Consider the following 20245-nt stretch of genomic DNA (forward strand, 5'->3'; position numbering starts at 1 on the left):
GTCCGGAATGCCGGATAGGCAAAAGTCACAGTGCCGAAACAAACATCGACTGTCCGTGAAACGCGCCGTACCTACCGTGGAGGAACAACATCCCCCCAAAGGAGGTAACCCGTGACTGTTGACCGCACCGTTGATGCCGCCCCCGGCAATTCCCTTGACCTGGATGACGCCGCAGGGCCCGCAGCCGTTGCCGCATCAGCCAGCGCACAGCCCGGCTCTACCCGCACCACAGACGCCCCCGTCCTTGAATTCCGCACCGGCCGCTGGATCGCCAACTGGGATGCCGAGAACAAGGAACAGTGGGAAACCGCCGGCCGGTCCATCGCGCGCCGCAACCTGAACTGGTCCATCTTCGCCGAGTTCCTCGGCTTCGTCGTGTGGCAGCTCTGGTCCATCGTGGTGGTCCAGCTTCCCGCCGCCGGCTTCACCTTCTCCACCTCGGAAATCTTCTGGCTCATCTCGATGCCCAGCCTGGTGGGTGCCACCCTGCGCATCCCTTACACCTTCATGGTCCCCCGCTTCGGCGGCCGCAACTGGACCATCGTCTCCGCCCTGCTGCTCCTGATCCCCTCCATTGGGCTGGCCCTGTGCGTCTCCAATCCGGAAACCCCGTTCGGCGTGATGCTCCTCGTGGCGGCCCTGGCGGGCTTCGGCGGCGGTAACTTCGCCAGCTCCATGGCCAACATCACCTTCTTCTACCCGGCCCGGGAAAAGGGCTGGGCGCTGGGACTGAACGCCGCCGGCGGCAACCTGGGCGCCGCCGTCGCACAGCTTGCCGTGCCGATCGTCATCACCCTGCTGGCCGCCGGCACCGTCAACCTCCCCATGGCCGGATGGATGTGGGTCCCCTTCATCCTGCTGGCCGCCTTCGGTGCCTTCAAGTACATGAACAACCTCACCAGTGCCAAGGGTGACGTGGCAGGTTCTGTTGCAGCACTCAAGGAGCCGCACCTGTGGATCATGGCGCTGCTGTACATCGGCACGTTCGGCTCCTTCATCGGCTTCGCAGGCGTCTTCCCCAAGCTCATCAAGGACTACTTCCCGGCGTTCTCCTCCATCGCGGTGGGAACCGTGGCGCTCTCCCTGGCGTTCCTCGGCCCGCTGGTCGGCTCACTGGCCCGCCCCTACGGCGGACGCATGGCGGACCGGATGGGGGGCGCCCGGATGACCGTGGCGGCATTTGCCTCCATGGCGGTCATCACGCTCACCATGATCTGGACCCTGCCGCTGAAGAACTTCTGGCTCTTCCTGGTGCTCTTCCTGATGCTGTTCACCGCCAGCGGCTTCGGCAACGGGGCCACCTACCGGATGATCCCGGTCATCTTCGCCACATCCAGCCGTGCCGCCCGCTCCGGCGCCAGCTCCCAGGCCACCCAGCGGCTGGCGTCCTCGGCCCTCGGACTGATCTCCGCCATCGGAGCCTACGGGGGCTTCGTGATCCCCCAGGTGCTGAACGCTTCCAACACCGCCAGCGGTTCCTACACCCCGGCTTTCTACGGCTTCGTCGGCGCCTACGCCGTGATGCTCGTTGTCTGCTGGGCCTGCTACCTCCGCAAGGCCAACCGAAACGCGATGGGACACGTCTAACATGACCACAAGCGCCGACACGCACTGCCCTTACTGCGCCCTGCAGTGCGCCATGACGCTGACGTCCCCGGCGGACCCGGCCCCGGCTTCCCAGCCTGGGCCGGGCGCCGCGCCCGTTTTACCGGCACCCGTCCGGGCACCGCTTGAGGTCAGCCCGCGCGACTTCCCCACCAACCGCGGCGGCCTGTGCCGGAAGGGCTGGACCTCCGCCACCCTCCTGAACCACGCGGGCAGGATCACCGAACCCCTGTTGAAGGGCCCCGACGGCGTCCACCGTCCCATCAGCTGGGACACCGCGCTGGACCTCGCCGCCGCCGCGGTCAGGGATGCACGCGCCGGCCACGGCGCGGACGCCGTCGGTGTTTTCGGCGGCGGCGGGCTCACCAACGAAAAGGCCTACCAGCTGGGCAAGTTCGCCCGGCTGGCCCTGGGCACCTCACGCATCGATTACAACGGCCGGTTCTGCATGTCCTCAGCAGCCGCCGCCGGCATGCGCGCCTTCGGCGTGGACCGGGGCCTGCCGTTCCCCCTGGAAGCCCTGGACTCCGCCAGCACCATCCTGATGCTGGGCTCCAACGTGGCCGAAACCATGCCGCCCTTCGTGCAGCACCTGCAGGGTGCCCGCGACGCCGGCGGCCTCATCGTGGTGGATCCCCGACGCTCCGCCACGGCTGCTTTCACGGCCGACGGCGGCGGAATCCACCTGCAGCCCCTCCCCGGCACCGACCTCACCCTGCTCCTGGGACTCTCGCACGTGGTCATCCACGAACACCTGGCGGACACCGCCTTCATCGAGGAACGCACCTCGGGCTACAGCGCCGTGGCCCGAAGCGTCAACGCGTTCTGGCCCGAACGCGTCCAGTCCCTCACCGGAGTCCCGGCCGACCTGATCCGGGAAACTGCCCGCCGGCTGGCCGCAGGTGCCCGTGCAGGCGGAAGCTACATCCTCACCGGCCGGGGCGTGGAACAGCACGTGGACGGCACCGACACCGCCACCGCGGCGATCAACCTCAGCCTCCTGCTGGGCCTGCCTGGTTCGGCCCGCAGCGGATACGGCACCCTCACCGGGCAGGGCAACGGCCAGGGCGGCCGCGAGCACGGCCAGAAGGCGGATCAGCTGCCCGGCTACCGCAAGATCACCGATCCGGCCGCCCGCGCCCACATGGCCGCCGTCTGGGGCGTTCCGGAGGAACTGATCCCGGGTCCCGGCCTGCCCGCCGTGCAGCTGCTGCAGTCGCTCGGAAAGCCCGACGGCGTCCGGTGCCTTTTCGTCCACGCCTCCAATATTGCGGTTGCGGCCCCCGACGCCAATGAGGTCATCAAGGGCCTGCGCAGCCTGGACTTCCTGGTGGTCTGCGACTTCTTCATGTCCGAGACGGCGGCAGAGGCGGACCTCATCCTGCCGGTACTGCAATGGGCCGAGGAGGAAGGCACCCTGACGAACCTGGAGGGCCGGGTCCTGCGGCGGCGGCGCGCCATCACCCCACCCGCCAGTGCCCGCAGCGAACTGTGGATCATGGCACGGCTGGCGGAGCGGCTGGACGCCCCCTCCACCTACAGCGAAGACCCGGAAACAGTCTTCGAGGAACTCCGCCTCGCCTCCGCTGGCGGCCTGGCCGACTACTCCGGCATCGACTACGCCATGCTGGACCGCGGTGACGCCGCCTACTGGCCTTTCCCTGCCGGCAGCACCGGAACTCCGCGGCTGTTCCGGGACGGCTTCGCGCACCCCGACGGCAAGGCGGTCCTGGTCCCCGTGGCGCCGCGCCGCCGTCGTACTCCTGCCGCACCCCCCGCAGGAGACGGCACAGCCCCCGCCGCCCGGGCCATGACCCTCATCACCGGCCGGCTCCTGGAGCATTACCAGTCCGGGGCCCAGACCCGCCGGGTCGCCGAACTCCTGGCCACCCGGCCCGAGGCGACAGTCCAGATACACCCCTCGGCCGCGGAGGCAATGGGCATCACCGCCGGGGCGCTGGTCTCCGTGTCCAATATCCGCGGCGAGGTGGTGTGCCGGGCGGAACTGAGCACCGCCATCCGTCCCGAAACAGTGTTCCTGCCCTTCCACTTCCCGGAACTTGAAAGCGCCAACCGCCTCACGGAAGCCGCCACGGACCCAGTCTCCGGGATGCCCGAGTTCAAGTTCAACACCGTGTGGGTCCGGCCCGTGGCCCCACCCGTTTCCGCCCGCATGCTTCAAACGACGGAGGCCTCATGACCGAGCAGATTGTCATCGTGGGATTCGGCCCGGTGGCCGCCAGGCTGGTGGACGAACTCCTGCCCGCAGTGCGCGGCGGGACCGTCCGGCTCACGGTGCTGGGTGAAGAGCCGGAGGCGGCGTACAACAGGGTCCTCGTCGCCGACCTGGGCGTAGGCCGCACCACGGCGGACGCACTGGCACTCGCCGACGCCGCCGCACTGGCTGCCGACGGCGTGGACGTCCGGCTCGGCGTCCGGGTACGGCGAGTGGACCGGGCCCGGCAGCAGGTCCTGCTCACCGAGGGCGGGCCCGTGCACTACGACCGCCTGGTCTTCGCCACGGGGTCGCGCCCGGTCATCCCCAACCTCACCGGCATCAACCCCGACCCCTCCTCGCCCGTGCTGCCCGCCGGCGTCACGGCTCTTCGCGACCTCCGCGACGCCGGCGTCCTCCGCCGCGCCGTGGCCGGCGGCAAGCGCGTGGTGGTGCTCGGCGGCGGGGTCCTGGGCCTGGAAACCGCACTTGCGGCGGCCGAGGAAGGCGCCACGGTCACGGTGGTCCACAACGGGCCGCATCCGCTGGGCCGGAACATCGACCGCGGCGGCGGGGCCGTCCTGGCCGCGGGCCTGCGCCGCTGCGGCGTGCGGATGGCCGGCAACGCCCGCTCCACGGGGGTGGAGCACAATGCGCCCGACGGCGGTTTCTCGGCCTTGCTGCTCGACGACGGGTCCGCGATTGACGGCGACCTCCTGGTCATCTCATGCGGCGTCCGTCCCCGGACGGAGCTGGCTGAGGGCTGCGGGCTGTCCACGGGCGCCGGGATCCTGGTGGACCACCGCCTGCGCGCCCACCATGAGCCGCACATCTTCGCCATTGGCGACTGCGCCGAGGTGCGTTGCCCCGACCCCGGCTGCGCCACCTGCCGCAATGCCAAGGGTCCTTCGGGACTGGTGGGGCCGGGATGGCGGCAGGCCGAATGGCTGGCCGAATACCTCACGTTCCTGGCATCGGACCTGGCCGAAGAGGCCGGGCTGCTGCCGGAACTGCCAGCAGAACAGCCCGGCGTGATCGTGCTGAAGGCGCGCGGCCTGAACATGGCCGTGGCCGGGGACAACAGCGCCGATCCCTGGGACGAGGAGGCCCTGACCGCCGGCGCCGCGAACGGGCGGCCGCGCCTGCAGGTGGCCCAGTGGGCTGATCCGGAGCATGGCCGCTACATCAAGATGACCACCCGCGGCGGCGTGCTGGAAGGCCTGGTGGCAGTGGGCATGCCACGCACGGCCGCCGAGCTGGTGGGGCTCTTCGAACGCGGCGCCGAGCTGCCCGCGGACCGGTCTTTGCTCCTGCGCCTCGACGGACCGGACCAGCTGCCTGGTGCTGCTGCCGCCGATCCCGCGGGAACAGTGTGCCGGTGCGCCGGAGTCAGCGGCGCCACCATCCAGGACTCGGTGGAGGAAGGCTGCTCCACCGTGGCGGAGGTGTCCAAGGCCACCCGGGCAGGAACAGGGTGCGGCGGCTGCCACGAGGACATCAAGGGCCTGATAGAACGGCACTTCCAGGCGGTGGCGGCCGCCTGACCAGGAGGTAGTGCCGCGTCACAAGTCCAGCAGTTGGCCCGCCAGCAGGTATGCGCCCCAAACGCCGGCGGCCAGGAGGACACCCAGGTAAGCCAGCACCAGCCGTGTATCGCGCAGGAAGCACTTCGATCTTTCCAGGCCACGCCGGCGCGCCTTCCAGTACCCCAAAAATCCGATGCCGGCAAAGACGACCAACGCAATCGGGCCGGCCAGCCACCCGAGCAGCGCGACGGTGGCGAAGATGCAGAGCCGGAGCGGATCAAAGGGTGGCTCCTTCGTGCCGCCCCCGGCTGCATCCTGGTGTCCGGCGGGGTTTGCGGAGGAGCGCAGGTGCCTGCCGCCAATGAATTGCGACGGCGGGGTCCCGGCGGCAATGCGGCGGGCGTCCGAATCAGGGTCCACAGATCCTCCTACAGCTGGCGCACCGGGAGCAAGCGCGCGCCCGTTGCCGTACTCATCCGTTGCCTGGCAAGCGCGGGCCATGCCTGGACGGCGCAGAACGGCGCGCACTGGTGATTACCGGCGTCGCTCTTGGTGCCCACGTGGACGCAGCATTGGGTGAGCCGTTCCTCGATCATGGTGGAGATATCCATGAAGGGCTTGACCATGATGCGGGTGACCCGCTCGGCGAGAAGCCGGCGCAGGCGCTGCCGCTGGCCAGGCAGTTTGCCCGAAGCCAGGGTGGTGAGCGTCCCGATGCCCAGGTCACACTGCGTGCAAATGTTCTTCCAGAGTTCCGTTGTCCGCGGATGGGACAGCGATGACTGCTCGCTCAGCAAGTCCAGCAACGTGCTCTTCATGAGGTTCCGCAACTCCAGCGGGATAGCGCTGTCGGCGATCCTGTTCGCGATGCTCTCCGGATTGAGCTCCAGCCAGGCGAGCAACTGGTCGTGACCGATCAATGCTGCCAGGGAACGCCAGGCCCCGGCGTCGTCTTTCAGCATGTAGCCCACCGACGCGCAGTGCGGATGCGAGCACGGCAGGGCGGTGAGGTCGTGCCACGAGACGACCCCTCCGGTTTGCCCGGCCAGCCTGTCCAGGACGCCTGTGTGGGTGAGCCGTTCCATCGGATCTATGCCGTGCCCGCGGCCGGAACCGAAGACTGGCTGCAGCGACACACCGCCCACGAACGGAGTCTCCAGTGCCCGCATCACCACGTCGCCGATCTCGCCGTCGTTGACGCCAAGGGAAGCGGTCATGGTCAGGGTGGTGAAGATGCCGGCCTCGGAGAGCCGAGAGATCGCCGCATCCTTGTAGCGGGTCAGGTCGCCGCCACGGTGGTATATGGACGCTTCCCGGGAAGACCCGTCGTATTGCAGGTACACCTCTACCCTGTCCCGGTGCCGTGCGAGCAGGGCAAGCAGTTCATCGTCCGTGGCGATCAGCAGGCCGTTGCTGTTCACCATGATGCGCACGATCGGCCGGGCGACGAGCTCGTCCAGCAGTTCTTCCAGGTACGGGTAGAGCGTCGGCTCGCCACCGGAAACCATCAGCACATCAAGGCGGTTGTTCTCCCGGCCCAGGCGGGTATCAACGTTCCCAAGCACCTCGGCGAGCGGCGCTACTCCCTGCAGCTGGGGGCCGGAGGCGGTGAAACAGGTGGGGCACCGCAGGTTGCAGTGCTCGATAACGTCCTGGAGCAGGATGCAGGTGTGCTGGGTCTGCAGGGCGGGGAGCCCATACGCGTATGCCTCAGGCACGGGGCGGAAATTGTCTGGCTGGTCCGGTACGTGCTGCTTGGTGGGCGCCTGCCACTTCTCCAGGTAGCGCAGGATCTCCGGTGACTCGTCGTACAGAGTCCGCACCAGGCCATGGTCCGGGCAGCCCCGTTCAAGCCAGACGCGACCGTCCCGGACCAGCAGTGCTCCCGACAACCGGCGCACCTGTGCAAGCGGCGGGTTCGTCTCATGGCAGTGCGGGCAGAACGCGGTGACGTAGCGGTGGATCCTGTCGCCGCGCAGCGGCTGGCCCGGTCCTGGCAGCTCCCGAGTTCCCATTGATCAGCGCCCTTTCTCAGATTCCGGCCTGCACGAGGGCACCGACGCACAGTCCCCCGCCGAGTAGTGTGAAAATGCCGAACCCAATCAGCAGCCCCGTGCCCAGCCGCGAGGTTCGCCGCCGGACCGCCAGCAGGATAGCCATCAGCAGGTAATAGGCAAGGGGTACAAACGCCAGCGGGCCGCTGAGGTAGCTGGAGGACCACATAGTGGGCCCGCCGAGGGGAAGTGTTGCGCTGATGTAGAGCGCATAGAGGGCAAATCCACCGACCAGGACTCCCGCTCCTACGGACCCGATCTTCGGTTCGCCGGGCTGCGGTTCGCCGGCCTGCCGTTCCCCTGCCGGTGGAAGTTCGGGGGCATCGTTCATGTCATGCCCGGGCCTGGACAAGGAAGCTGATGCAGAGGCCCCCGCCGAGCAGGATAAACGCGCCCAGGCCGATCAGCAGCCCTGCCCCCCAGAGCGACGTCCGGCGCCTTACTGCGAACGCGATCGCCACGGCCAGGTAAAGGATGATGGGGATGAAAGGGGCCGGCACGGCGAGCAAGCTCGCGGACCAGGCGTAGGGCCCCTGGGCCATCGTTCCCAGCACGTAGACCGCGTACAGCACCACAGCGCCAACCACGGCCCCTATCCCCAGCGAGCCGCCCCGCGGCTCGCTGTCCTGTTCGTTCTCCCGCGGTGGCGGCGGGATATTCGGAACGTCAGGCGTGTTTCCACTCATGCTGCGGTTCCTTCCATCTCGGGGCGGAGCGGTGAGCTGAAGACGCGCCTTATCCGCCAGGCGAGCAGGGGCAGTACTGCCAGCAGGAACCACTGCGGACGGCTCATCCCCCACCAGAGCACCTCGTTGCCCCGGACAAACTCGACAAGGAACCGGAACACCGCGTAAGCGCTGACGAAGCAGATAAAAAGGTCGCCTGGATGTGGCAGCCGGTCGCGGAAACGCCACATCAGGGCGAAGGCGGCCAGATGGAAGACAATCTCGTAGGCAAAAGACGGATGAAGCGGCATTCCCGCCGGGGCGCCTGTAAGTGCAGCCTGCGCGGGGGTGAGGACAATCCCCCAAGCCATCCCGGTCGGAGTGCCGGGAAGTTCAGTGAGCAGGCAGCCGACGCGTCCGATCACCATGGCCAGGGCGACCGCGGGCGCCAGCAAATCCCCGGTGGAGTCCTTGTAGCCCGTCAGGCGCTTGCCCAGATGGACGCCAAACCAGGCGCCCACCAGGCCGGCGAGAATGCTGCGGTCGCCATTGCCCCACCAGTCGGCCAGTGAAACCTGGCGCGAAATGTCCCAGGTGAGCACCCTGGAACCAACGGCCCCGAAAGCCACGGCGAACCCGGCAATAGGCCACAAGCGGGGGTCGGTGAGGCCGCGGCGGCGCTTCTCATAGGCGTAGAACAGGAGGGCCGCGAGGATTCCCAGCCCTACCATGCCGCCATGCACCAGCGCGTTTCCCGCAAAGGGAAGCCCGATCATGGGCAGAGTGTAGCAGCGGCCTCCGTACCGCACCGATGCACCACGAGGACCCCTGCGGGTTTCCACAGGGCATTCATGGCAGCCTTCCGGTGGTAGCCAAGCCACCGTAATGTTCCCGGCACGGGCCTGGTCCCGAATTTATGGAACTTCTGGAAATCGAGGAAAGCTATGCACAAGAAGTCATTACTCAGTGCCGCCGCCTGCACGGTCGCGCTGATCGGAATGGGCGCCGGCCCTGCCTTGGCTGCCGGACAGATTGAAAAAGGTCCCGACCACGCCAAGTCCATCTGCTCGTTCTCCGGTTTGAACGACACGCCGGACGCTGAATATCCGGAAGGCGGACGGGTACAGTCCTTCGGGCAACTGGTCAGCAATGGTGCGATCGACCCGACAGACCAGGCAAACATAGAGCGGCCCGGTGTGCTCTGCAACCCGAACAACCTGCCACTGAAATAGAGGAAGTGCCTTAGCGTCGGACCAAGGCACGGCCGGGAATCTCCTGCTGGAAATTCCCGGCCGTACCGTTGGGATCACATGCCCCCGGGTGCGGGGACCTGCTACATGTGCACGTGCAGCCGGCGGGCAGCCTCGGAAATCGATCCGGTCAGCGACGGGTAGACCGTGAAGGTGCTGGCGACGTCGTCCACGTGCAGCTTCTGTTTCACCGCGATGGCGATCGGGAAAATCAGCTCGGAGGCGTTGGGGCCTACCACCACGCCGCCGATCACCGTACCGGAGCCCTTCCGCGCGAAGATCTTGACGAACCCGTCCTTGGCATTGCGCATCTTGGCACGGGCGTTGCTGCGCAGCGACAGCTTGATGACGTCGCCCTGGTACTTGCCCGACTCGATCTCGGCCTCCGACACACCCACGTTCGCGATCTCGGGCGAGGTGAAGATGTTCGATGCCACCTGGTGGAGCTTGAGCGGCGTCACGACGTCGCCCATGAAGTGCGCCACGGCGATGCGGCCCTGCATGGCCGCCACGGACGCCAGCGGCAGGACACCGGTGCAGTCGCCGGCGGCGTAGATGTTGGGGGCGCTGGTGCGGGAGACGCCGTCGACCTTGATATGGCCGCTTTCGCTGACGGCGACCCCGGCCTCTTCCAGGCCAATGCCAGCCGTGTTGGGGATGGAACCGAGGCAGAGCAGGCAGTGGCTGCCGGTCACGGTCGTGCCGTCGCCCAGGGTCACCCGCACGCCGTCGTCCGTGCGCTCCACGGTCTGGGCGCGGGAACGGGACAGGACCCGGACGCCACGGCGTTCAAAGACTTCCTCGAGGACGACGGCGGCATCGACGTCCGAGCCCGGCAGGACCCGGTCGCGGCTGGAGATCAGCGTGACCTTGGAACCGAGGCCGTTGTAGGCGGAGGCGAATTCGGCGCCGGTCACGCCCGACCCCACCACGATGAGGTCCTCGGGAAGCTCGTCCAAGTTGTAGATCTGTGTCCAGTTCAGGATGCGTTCACCGTCCGGCCGGGCCGTTTCCAGCTCGCGCGGGTGCGCGCCAACGGCCAGCAGGATGGTGTCCGCTTCGACCGTCTCGGTGCCGTCCACCGTGATCACTTCGATGGTGTGGTTGTCCAGGAGCCGGCCGGATCCGGCGATGATCCGCACGCCCTGCTTGTCCAGGGCGTCGCGGATGTCCCGGGATTGGCTGCGGGCCAGGTTGAGCAGGCGGTCGTTGATGTGCTTGAGGTCGGCGCGCATCACCGGCACAAAGTCGCCGTCGTCGACGTCGAACTTCACTCCCAGCTCCCCGGCCTCGGCAACGCGGGTCATCAGGTCCGCCGTGGCAATGAGCGTTTTGGACGGCACGACGTCGGTCAGCACTGCGGATCCGCCCAGGCCGGCGCGTTCGATGATGGTGACCGTCGCCCCGAGCGAGGCGGCCACCATGGCGGCTTCGTACCCACCCGGACCACCTCCAAGGATTGCGATCCGGGGTGAGCTGAAGTCTGGATGCGTAGTCACAATCACCCATTCTGGTCCATCACCGCCCGGACCACCAAGAAAACCGGGCTCCCCGGGAGCCTGCCGTGACGGGGGCAACACGGGCAGGCAGGATACCTTTTACTGGTGAGTACAACAGACTTCCTGAACACGGACCCGTTCGCTGCCGCCCGCGCCGCCGCCGACTACATCGCCGAGGAAACCGGGGTGGACCGCCACGACGTCGCACTCGTGCTCGGCTCCGGCTGGGGCGAGGCCGCCGACCTCATCGGCGACACCACCGCGACCCTGTCCGCCGAGGAAGTCCCCGGCTTCCACGCGCCCGCCGTGGAAGGCCACGTAGGCACCATCCGCTCCGTCCTGACCGCCGCAGGAAAGCGGGCCCTGGTCCTGGGCGCCCGGACGCACTATTACGAGGGCAAGGGCGTGCGCTCAGTGGTCCACGGCATCCGTGCCGCGGGAGCCGCCGGGTGCGGAACGCTGGTCCTCACCAATGGCTGCGGCGGACTCAACGAAGCATGGGCGCCCGGCACCCCGGTGCTGATCCGGGACCATATCAACCTCACCGCGGCCTCTCCGCTGGAGGGTGCCACGTTCGTTGACCTGACAGACCTGTACTCCCCCCGGATCCGCGGCCTGGCCCGCGAAGTGGACCCCACCCTGGACGAAGGCGTGTACGCACAGTTCCCCGGCCCGCACTACGAAACGCCCGCGGAGGTGCAGTACGCCAAGCGGATCGGCGCGGACCTGATCGGCATGTCCACGGCCCTTGAGGCGATCGCCGGGCGGCATGCGGGGATGGAAGTATTCGGAATTTCGCTGGTCACCAACCTCGCGGCCGGCATCAGCCCCCAGCCGCTCAGCCACCAGGAAGTCATCGAGTCGGGCCAGGCGGCGGGCCCCCGGATTTCCCGGCTGCTCGCAGACATCATCGCCAAGCTCTAGGCCCCGACAGGGCCTGCGCTTGCAGGTGCGGGACGGGTAATGACGATAGCGTTATGCCCATGACGTCTTCCGAAGCCGATGTTCGCCTGCTCGATGAAGCCCGCGAATGGGCTGCCCAAGACCCGGATCCCGCAACGGAAGCTGCACTGCTGGAGCTCGTCCGGCTCGCCGGTGACGGTGACCTGGCTGCCCGGCAGGAACTGGAAGACAGCTTCCGCGGCACGCTGCAGTTCGGCACCGCCGGGCTCCGCGCAGCGCTGGGCCCCGGGCCGAACCGGATGAACCGGATGGTGGTGCGCCGCGCCGCGGCGGGCCTCGCCGCCTTCCTGCTCGACGCCGTGGCCACGGCCGCCCCCGGCACCCGGCCGCGCGCCGTCGTCGGCTATGACGCCCGGCACAACTCGGACATCTTCGCCGCAGAGACCGCCGCCATCTTCACCGCGGCGGGGGTCGAGGCGTTCCTGCTTCCGGAAGCACTCCCCACCCCCGTCCTGGCCTACGCCGTCCGCGCCCTCAAATGCGACGGCGGCGTGATGGTCACCGCCAGCCACAACCCCCCGCAGGACAACGGATACAAGGTCTACCTGGGCCGGCACGCCGTGGGCTCCGACGGGGACGGGGCGCAGATCGTGGCGCCCTACGACACACAGATCGCCGCGCGGATCAGCGCGGTGGGGCCGGTGGAATCCATCCCGCTGGCAGCGGAGGGCTGGACCGTCCTGGACGGCTCGCTGGCGGCCGGCTACCGGAAGGCGGCGGCGGCACTCGCCAGGGCGGACCTCTTCCCGGCACGCGACCTGCGCATTGTCCTCACCCCGCTGCACGGCGTAGGCGGCGGCACAGCCCTTGAGGTTCTGAACGCGGCAGGTTTCGCGGATGTCACCGTCGTGGCCGACCAGGCCGAACCCGACCCTGATTTCCCCACCGTGAGCTTCCCGAACCCGGAGGAACCCGGTGCGCTGGATCTTGCCCTGGAGACCGCCGCCCGGCTGGACGCCGACATCGTCATCGCCAACGACCCCGACGCGGACCGGGCTGCCGTTGCTGCGAAGGACCCGGACACCGGCGCCTGGCGCATGCTCCGCGGCGATGAGGTTGGCTCACTGCTGGGGGCGCACATAGCCGCCAGGCTCGCGGCGGGCGGGGGCGCCGTGAGCGCCGGCCCCGACGCCGACAGCAAGGGCGTGTTCGCCAATTCGATCGTGTCCTCCCGGCTGCTGGCGCGGATTGCCGCCGCTTCCGGCTTCGCCCACACGGAAACGCTGACCGGTTTCAAGTGGATCTCCCGGGTGCCGGGACTGGTCTACGGCTATGAAGAAGCGCTGGGATACTGCGTCGCCCCGGACCTGGTCAAGGACAAGGACGGCATCTCGGCAGCCGTGCTGATCGCCGAACTCGCCGCTGCGGCGAAGGCGGAGGGCAGGACGGTCTTCGACACCCTGGATGAGCTGTACCTGCAGCACGGCGTGCACGCCAGCGACCAGCTGAGCATCCGGGTGGCGGACCTGGGACTCCTGGACGCCATGATGAACCGGCTGCGGGTCTCCCCGCCGGAATCATTCGGCTCCTCGGCGGTGGAGGTCTTCACCGACCTCGCCGAAGGCAGCGACCAGCTGCCGCCCACCGACGGGCTCCTCTACGTCACCCGCAACCTGACCCGGGTGATCATCCGGCCCAGCGGCACGGAGCCCAAACTCAAGTGCTACCTGGAAGTTATTGAGCACGCCGCGTCCGCCGCAGAGCTGCCTGCCGCACGCCAGGCGGCACGCGCTGCGCTGGACGAGGTCCTGCGCGACGTCAGCGAAGCGCTGGGGCTTTGACCTGGCTCTACATCCGGGCCAGCCTTAAACCAGAAAAAGGGGCGCCGCCGGCGCCCCTTTTTGATATCCGGGATGAGCTACAGCTCCACCTCGACGAAACCATCGGCGATGCGGGTGCGGAATGCCTCCAGACGAAGACCGGGGGTGCTGAAGCATTCGCCGGTCTCGAGGTCGTAGACCTCTTTGTGCAGCGGTGAGGCGATGGTGGGACGGGTACCCTTCGAACCCAGGATTCCACGGGCCATCACGTGCGCGCCGGTGGCAGGGTCCCGGTGCGCGACGGCAAAAACCTCGCCGGGACCGGTGCGGAAGAGGGCAACCTGGCGTCCGTCCACCAGGGCGGCTTCACCCCATGCAGGCTCGAGGTCCTCCACGGCGCAAACACGGTGCCAGCCGGTTTCGAGTCCGGCGAGGTCTGATTCGGCGGCGAGCGCCCCAAGTTCCAGTGTTGCCGTCATGTCCGGCTCCTTCCTGTGCCTGTTTTCCTGTGCTTGTTATCGCTTGTTGTCCTGGCAGCAGCTGTCGTTGCGGCCGTGTCCCACGCTAGGCTCCGGGTGTTTCAACCGGGTGCGGTGAATGTATCCGGCGGGTAAAAGAGAGCTAACCCGGCCGGAAATGCGTTCGTGATGCAGAAGTTAAGTTGGCGAAACAATTGGGAAACTGAGGCGAAACTGCCCCTCCCTAGGCTGGATGCACAAGCTGCAGAGCACCGTCTGCGGCCCATGCGAAAGGCCCACAGTGACCGAACAGACTTCAAGCACAGAGACTCCGCGCCGCATCGTCGTCGCCGGCGGCGGCCCAGCGGCCCACCGTTTTGCGGACGCCATGCATGCCCGCGGCCTCGACGGCTGGCATGTCACGGTCCTCACCGAGGAAGCCCACCTCCCCTACGACCGCGTGGCGCTCTCCAAAGCCCTGACCGACACCGGCGTGGACCTCACCCTGGGAACGGCTTCCATGTGGGAGCACGGCTCACTGGCCCTGAAGACCGGGGAACGCGTGGTCAAGATCAACGCAGAGGCAAAGACGGTGGAAACCGCGGCCGGGAACGCCTATGAGTACGACGAACTGGTGGTTGCCACCGGTTCGGACGCAGCGCGCCTGCCGCTCCCGGGTGCGGAGCACGCTCACGTGTACCGGACCCTTGAGGACGTCTGGGCCATCAACAAGGCGATTGCAGAGCTGACGGAAAAACTTGGCCGCAAGATCAACGCCGTCACCATCGGCGGCGGCCTCCTGGGCCTCGAATCGGCGGCAGGCACCGAGCAGCTCGGTGCCACCCCCGTGGTGATCAACGGGGCTCCCTGGCTCATGAACACCCAGCTGGACGAGGGTGCCGGCCAGGCGCTGGGCCGCCTGATCGAGGCGAAGGGCTTCGAGGTGCACGGCGGCGTCTTCCCGTCGGAGATTCTGACGGACGACGACGGCCAGGTCACCGGAGTGCTGATGGCCGACGAACGCATCATCCCGGCCGACCTCGTGATCGTGGCCATCGGCGTCAAGCCCCGCGACGAACTCTTCCGCACCGCCGAGGGCGAAGAGCAGGTCTTCAGCCTGGGCCCCCGCGGCGGCGTGGTCATCAACGACTACTGCGCCACCGAGGTGCCGGGCATTTGGGCCATCGGCGAAGTGGCCAACTTCGGCGGCATGTGCCTGGGCCTGGTGGCACCCGCCAACACCATGGCGGAGATTGTCGCCGACCGCCTGCACGGTGGCGACGCCACCTTCCCCGGCTTCGACACTGCCACCAAGCTGAAGCTCTCCGGTGTTGACGTTGCCAGCTTCGGTGACGCCTTCGCCAAAACCGAACACGCCCTCGAGATCGTCTACGCCGACCCCGCCCGGGGCGTCTACCAGAAGATCGTCACCACCGACGACGCCAAGACCCTCCTGGGCGGCATCTTCGTCGGCGACGCGTCACCGTACATGAGCCTGCGCCCGCTCCTGGGCCGCGAACTTCCGGCCGAGCCCGGCGCGTTCCTCAGTGCGGCAGGCGGTGGCGAAGCGCCCGAAACCGAGCTCCCCGACGATGCCACCCTGTGCTCCTGCAACAACGTCACCGCCGGCAGCATCCGCGACGCCATCAACGGCTGCGGCGCCTGCGAAGGCAACGCCCCCGTCCAGGAGCTCGGTGAGCTGAAGGGCTGCACCCGCGCCGGCACCCAGTGCGGTTCGTGCGTGCCCATGCTGAAAAAGCTGCTGGAGACCGAGCTGACCAAGTCCGGCGTCGAGGTTTCCAAGGCCCTGTGCGAGCACATCGAGCTGTCCCGCCAGGAACTGTTCGACGCCATCCGCGTCCTGGAGCTGACCTCCTTCGAGGAGATCATGGCGAAGTACGGCACCGGCGCCGGCTGCGACATCTGCAAGCCCACCATTGCCAACATCCTGGCCAGCCAGAACAGCGCCTACGTCCTGGACGCCGGCCGCGGCACCCTGCAGGACACCAACGACCGCGCCCTGGCCAACATGCAGAAGGACGGCACCTACTCGGTGGTCCCCCGCATCGCCGGCGGTGAGATCACGCCGAAGAAGCTCGGCGTCATCGCCGCCGTCGCCGAAAAGTACGGCCTGTACACCAAGATCACCGGCGGCCAGCGGATCGACATGTTCGGCGCCCGCCTGGAGCAGCTCCCGGAAATCTGGAAGGAACTGGTGGACGCCGGCTTCGAATCCGGCCAGGCCTACGGCAAGAGCCTGCGCACCGTGAAGTCCTGCGTCGGTTCCACGTGGTGCCGCTTCGGTGTCCAGGACTCCGTGGCGATGGCCATCAAGCTCGAACTCCGGTACCGGGGCCTGCGCAGCCCGCACAAGCTGAAGATGGGTGTCTCCGGCTGCGCCCGTGAGTGCGCCGAGGCCCGCGGCAAGGACGTTGGCGTGATCGCCACCGCGGACGGCTGGAACCTGTACGTCGGCGGAAACGGCGGCGCCACCCCGGCACACGCCCAGCTGCTTGCCAAGGACCTGGACGACGAAACCCTGATCAAGTACATCGACCGCTACTTCATGTACTACATCCGCACCGCGGACCGGCTGCAGCGCACCGCGCGGTGGCAGGAAGAACTCGACGGCGGCATCAAGCACGTCGAGGACGTGGTGGTCAAGGACACCCTGGGCATCGCCGAGGACCTGGAGGCCGCCATGGCCAAGCATGTGGACACCTACGTCGATGAATGGGCCGACACCCTGAAGGACCCCGAGCGGCTCCGCCGGTTCCGCTCCTTCGTCAACGCCCCGGACCAGAAGGACGACTCCATCACTTTTGTCCCCGACGAGCGCGGCCAGATGCGGCCCGCCACCGCCGAGGAAAAGGGCAAGGTGCTGATCGGTGCCTCCATCCCGGTCCGCTCCGGCTCGCAGGAACCCAACGGGAACGAGGCATAACCATGCAGCTCAGTATCGACCTCACGGGCCGGGACGTCCTGGTCACCGGCACGGACACTGCCGCGCGGCAGGCCGTGCGCCGCTACGAAGCCGCGGGCGCCGTCGTCTACCGCCTGAGCACCCCGCAGGGCGCCGGCCATGACGGCCCCCTGCCGGAGAAGCCCTTCCTGGTGGCGGCCGTCGACGACGGGCAGCCCGGCTGGGGTGCCCTGCTGGAGCGCTGCCGCGCCGCGGGCATCCCCGTCGCTGCCGAACCGGCCGCCGGCCCCGCCGGACACGTCACCCTCGTAGGCGGCGGGCCGGGCACCAAGGACCTGCTCACCGTTGCCGCCATCAAGGCGCTGCGCGACGCCGACGTCGTCTTCTTCGACCGGCTCGCCCCCTGCCAGGACCTGCCACAACTCACCACCGCTGAGCTGGTGGACGTTGGAAAGAAGCCCGGACATCACAAAGTGGGCCAGTCGGACATCGAAAAGCTCATGGTCGAAAGCGCACTGGCGGGCAACAACGTGGTCCGGCTCAAGGGCGGCGATCCCTACGTCTTCGGCCGTGGCGGCGAGGAAGTGGCCGCCTGCGTGGCAGCCGGGCTCAAGGTGCAGGTAGTGTCCGGGGTGACCAGCGCCATCTCGGTGCCCGCGACCGCCGGGATCCCCGTGACCCACCGTGAAGTCAGCCACATGTTCACCGTGGTCTCCGGGCACGCCCCGCTGACCGAGAAGGAGCACCAGCACCTCGCAGGCCTGGGCGGAACCATCGTTGTCCTGATGGGGATCGGAACGCTCCACCAGCTGGCCGCAGGGCTCCGCCGCGCAGGAATGCGCCCGGACATGCCCATGGCCGTGGTGGAGCGGGGCTACCGTCCCGGACAGCGCACCACGATCGCGGACCTTGGCACCATCACGTCCGCCGCCGCCGGCTGCAGCAACCCGGCAGTGCTCGTCATCGGCGAGGTGGTGCGGGTGGCTGAGGCCAACCAGGGCCACGCCGGGGCCGCCGCCGACCTGGACAGGCTGGCGGCCTCGCTGCTGGGCTCGTGAAAGGATTGACCTCCATGAATGCACTCGCACCGGCCGAATCCGCCCAGGTCGAAGAATCGCCAGACGCAGCGGACGCACCCCTGGAGGGATTCCGCATCGGCGTCACTTCGGACCGGCGGTCCCAGGACCTGATTGATGCGCTTGAACGCCGGGGCGCGGAGGTGCTGCACGCCCCTGCCCTGAAGATCGCCCCCGTGCAGGAAGACATGCGCCTCATCGAGGACACCCGGGCCATCATCGCTGCCAGGCCGGACCTCTGCATCGCCACCACCGCCTACGGCATGCGCCGCTGGTGCGAGGCCGCAGACTCCTTCGGCATCGGCGATGAACTCCTCGAAACGCTGGGTGCCTGCCGGATGTTTGTCCGCGGCCCCAAAGCCCGGGGCGCCGTGCGCGCGGCCGGACTGGCCGACGTCGGAATCAGCAGTGACGAGACCACGGCAACGCTGGTGGACATGCTGCTCGCCGAGGGTGTGCGGGGCAAGACAGTGGCCGTGCAGCTGCACGGCTATACGGATGTCCGGCAGCTGGAGCGCCTGCGCATGTCCGGCGCCACCGTCCTGACCGTCACGCCCTACCGCTGGGTGAAGCCCGACGGCGAGGATAAGCTCCCCCGCCTCATCGAGGCAGTGTGCAGCGGAAACCTGGACGTCCTCACCTTCACCAGCGCGCCCGCCGTCGATGCCCTGTGGAGCACCGCGCACGAGATGGGCCTGTACAAGCAGCTGATCGACAGCCTGAAGACCAATGTCACCACCGCCGTGGTGGGGCCGGTGACCGCGCAGCCCCTGCTCGACGCCGGTGTCACGCCCCTGATTCCTGAACGGTTCCGCATGGGCGCCCTGATCCGGCTGGTGTGCGAGCACCTGGCCCTGAACCATGTCCGGCGGCTGGACACCAGGTCCGGCAACATCGAACTTCGCGGCCGCAGCCTCCGGATTGACGGCCAGCCCGTGGAACTGGCGCCCGCTCCCCTGCTGCTCCTGCGCGCCCTGCTCGGCGCCGGCGGGGCCGTCCTGTCCCGCGAATCGCTGTCCGACCTGCTGGAACTGCGCGGCTCCGTCCACGCCCTGGACATGACGGTGAGCCGACTCCGGTCCTCGCTGCCCGACGGCAAGCTCATAGAAACGGTGGTCAAGCGGGGCTACCGGATCCGGGTCTAGCTGTAACGCCACGCACTGGTCCAGCGGCCCGAATGTGTCCGCCACCGGCCGGATGAGAGGTGGGTCACGGGTTCTGTTACCGGCCGGTAAATACTGGCGAACACGGCCGTGCCAAACGGCAATGGACGGGTAACACAACCGAAAAAGCAGGCCCCTACGCTGGGTTCCATCACGAAGTCCCGGCCGATCCACCGGCCGCCAGCGAAAGGGCCAGCACATGTCCGCTCCGGCACCCTCCTCCACCTCCACCGCCACCCGCATCGTCATCGCCGGGGCCGGCCCCGCAGCACAGGCCCTGGTGGCGCAACTGTCCCGGGCACAGTTTGCCGGGACCATCACGGTCCTGAGCAACCGCGACGACGCGCCGGAGGAGCTGCTGGAGCTGGCCATGCTGCCCCAGGTGTCCGTTCGCTTCGGCCAGCCTGCCAGCCACCTAGACGCCGTGGGGCGCACGGTGGCCACCGCGGACGGCATGGAGTTCGGCTACGACCAGCTGGTCATCGCCACCGGCTCCGCCCCTGTAGCCAGCCCCGTCGAGGGCGCCTCGCAGTGCCTGAACTACTCCACGATCGACGACGCACCACGCATCGCGGAGGCCGTCCAGGAAGTCGCAAGGGAACTCGGCCGCCGGCCCCTGGGCATCCTGGTGGGCAACGGGGCAGCAGCCGGGCAGGCCGAAGCGGTGCTCCGCGCCAAGGGCGTCCGGCCCATCCGCACCACCGCTCGGCCCGCCGCCGTCGTCCCCGCAAAATCCGTCCCGGGGCTCGCGGCGTCCGCGGTGGTCTTCGAGGACGGAAGCAGCATGAGCGGGGACCTGGTGGTCCTGGCCGAGGAGCGCGTGTCCCTGGACAGCCTGGCGGCCACGGCCGGCCTGGCGACTGCCGCCAGCGGCGGCATCGTCATCAGCAAGGACTTCCGCACGTCCGTGCCCGGCATCTGGGCGATAGGGGACGCCGCAGCGTTCGACGGCGTCCGCCTGGGCCTGCTGGTGGCGGCAGCTTCCGCCGCTGGAGCCTGCGCCACGGAATTGTTGACCGCTGTTTCGGCGTCACCTGCCACGGCGCCCTCGGGCGCACGGGCCCTGCAGGCGGCCGCCTGAGCCGTAG

Annotated in this window: 17 protein-coding genes; 10 read left to right on the forward strand and 7 right to left on the reverse strand. The window is 68.3% G+C overall.

The annotated features are described in order from the left end of the window. Positions 1–111 precede the first annotated feature (111 nt). The 3 genes from AC3IMC_RS09910 to AC3IMC_RS09920 are packed head-to-tail and all read left to right on the forward strand — an operon-like array spanning position 112 to position 5364. Complete coding sequence (locus tag AC3IMC_RS09910) at positions 112–1587, forward strand: MFS transporter (RefSeq protein WP_490918351.1); 1476 nt, start codon at positions 112–114, stop codon at positions 1585–1587. A gap of 1 nt (position 1588) precedes the next feature. Continuing rightward, complete coding sequence (locus AC3IMC_RS09915) at positions 1589–3805, forward strand: molybdopterin oxidoreductase family protein (protein WP_490918353.1); 2217 nt, start codon at positions 1589–1591, stop codon at positions 3803–3805. After that, complete coding sequence (locus tag AC3IMC_RS09920; RefSeq protein ID WP_490918354.1) at positions 3802–5364, forward strand: FAD-dependent oxidoreductase; 1563 nt, start codon at positions 3802–3804, stop codon at positions 5362–5364. Before AC3IMC_RS09915 ends, AC3IMC_RS09920 begins: the two co-directional genes overlap by 4 nt. 18 nt (positions 5365–5382) lie before the next feature. Here AC3IMC_RS09920 and AC3IMC_RS09925 read toward each other — a convergent pair whose 3' ends face one another. Genes AC3IMC_RS09925 through AC3IMC_RS09945 form a run of 5 tightly spaced genes read right to left on the reverse strand, consistent with a single transcriptional unit; the run spans position 5383 to position 8841 of the window. Beyond that, a complete protein-coding gene (locus AC3IMC_RS09925) occupies positions 5383–5766 on the reverse strand; it encodes a hypothetical protein (protein ID WP_490918355.1) in 384 nt (127 codons plus the stop codon). A gap of 8 nt (positions 5767–5774) precedes the next feature. Continuing rightward, positions 5775–7361: a radical SAM protein gene (locus AC3IMC_RS09930; RefSeq protein WP_490918356.1), complete on the reverse strand. Its 1587-nt coding sequence runs from the start codon at positions 7359–7361 to the stop codon at positions 5775–5777. Positions 7362–7377: 16 nt separating this feature from the next. Beyond that, positions 7378–7731 carry a hypothetical protein gene (locus AC3IMC_RS09935; RefSeq protein ID WP_490918358.1) on the reverse strand — a complete coding sequence of 118 codons (354 nt, stop codon included), beginning with the start codon at positions 7729–7731 and terminating at the stop codon, positions 7378–7380. Between the two features lies 1 nt (position 7732). Beyond that, a complete protein-coding gene (locus AC3IMC_RS09940; protein WP_490918359.1) occupies positions 7733–8086 on the reverse strand; it encodes a hypothetical protein in 354 nt (117 codons plus the stop codon). Continuing rightward, entirely contained in the window at positions 8083–8841 is a 759-nt protein-coding gene (locus AC3IMC_RS09945) for a prolipoprotein diacylglyceryl transferase (protein WP_490918360.1), read from the reverse strand. Before AC3IMC_RS09945 ends, AC3IMC_RS09940 begins: the two co-directional genes overlap by 4 nt. A gap of 168 nt (positions 8842–9009) precedes the next feature. Between AC3IMC_RS09945 and AC3IMC_RS09950 the strand changes: the two genes are divergently transcribed. Beyond that, entirely contained in the window at positions 9010–9297 is a 288-nt protein-coding gene (locus AC3IMC_RS09950) for a hypothetical protein (RefSeq protein ID WP_490918361.1), read from the forward strand. A 101-nt stretch (positions 9298–9398) separates the two neighbouring features. Here AC3IMC_RS09950 and AC3IMC_RS09955 read toward each other — a convergent pair whose 3' ends face one another. Then, positions 9399–10814 carry an NAD(P)H-quinone dehydrogenase gene (locus AC3IMC_RS09955; protein ID WP_490918362.1) on the reverse strand — a complete coding sequence of 472 codons (1416 nt, stop codon included), beginning with the start codon at positions 10812–10814 and terminating at the stop codon, positions 9399–9401. A gap of 105 nt (positions 10815–10919) precedes the next feature. On the opposite strand from AC3IMC_RS09955, the gene AC3IMC_RS09960 reads away from it, so the two are divergent. Together AC3IMC_RS09960 and AC3IMC_RS09965 are read left to right on the forward strand one after the other, a co-directional pair. Further along, positions 10920–11738: a purine-nucleoside phosphorylase gene (locus AC3IMC_RS09960; RefSeq protein WP_490918363.1), complete on the forward strand. Its 819-nt coding sequence runs from the start codon at positions 10920–10922 to the stop codon at positions 11736–11738. Between the two features lie 59 nt (positions 11739–11797). Continuing rightward, the gene (locus AC3IMC_RS09965) at positions 11798–13558 is read left to right on the forward strand and encodes a phospho-sugar mutase (protein ID WP_490918364.1); all 1761 of its coding nucleotides are present in this window, start codon (positions 11798–11800) and stop codon (positions 13556–13558) included. A gap of 77 nt (positions 13559–13635) precedes the next feature. Here AC3IMC_RS09965 and nirD read toward each other — a convergent pair whose 3' ends face one another. Then, positions 13636–14016: a nitrite reductase small subunit NirD gene (nirD, locus tag AC3IMC_RS09970; RefSeq protein WP_490918365.1), complete on the reverse strand. Its 381-nt coding sequence runs from the start codon at positions 14014–14016 to the stop codon at positions 13636–13638. A 280-nt stretch (positions 14017–14296) separates the two neighbouring features. Here nirD and nirB point away from each other — a divergent pair, with 280 nt between their 5' ends. The 4 genes from nirB to AC3IMC_RS09990 all read left to right on the forward strand — a co-directional run bounded on the left by nirB (position 14297) and on the right by AC3IMC_RS09990 (position 20238). Beyond that, positions 14297–16939 carry a nitrite reductase large subunit NirB gene (gene nirB, locus AC3IMC_RS09975; protein ID WP_490918366.1) on the forward strand — a complete coding sequence of 881 codons (2643 nt, stop codon included), beginning with the start codon at positions 14297–14299 and terminating at the stop codon, positions 16937–16939. Between the two features lie 2 nt (positions 16940–16941). Then, positions 16942–17976 carry a uroporphyrinogen-III C-methyltransferase gene (cobA, locus tag AC3IMC_RS09980; protein WP_490918367.1) on the forward strand — a complete coding sequence of 345 codons (1035 nt, stop codon included), beginning with the start codon at positions 16942–16944 and terminating at the stop codon, positions 17974–17976. Between the two features lie 14 nt (positions 17977–17990). Next, entirely contained in the window at positions 17991–19139 is a 1149-nt protein-coding gene (locus AC3IMC_RS09985) for a uroporphyrinogen-III synthase (RefSeq protein ID WP_490918368.1), read from the forward strand. 217 nt (positions 19140–19356) lie between these two features. Further along, a complete protein-coding gene (locus tag AC3IMC_RS09990; RefSeq protein WP_490918369.1) occupies positions 19357–20238 on the forward strand; it encodes an FAD-dependent oxidoreductase in 882 nt (293 codons plus the stop codon). The last annotated feature ends 7 nt before the right edge of the window (positions 20239–20245 follow it).

Source organism: Arthrobacter sp. E70 (assembly GCF_058266945.1).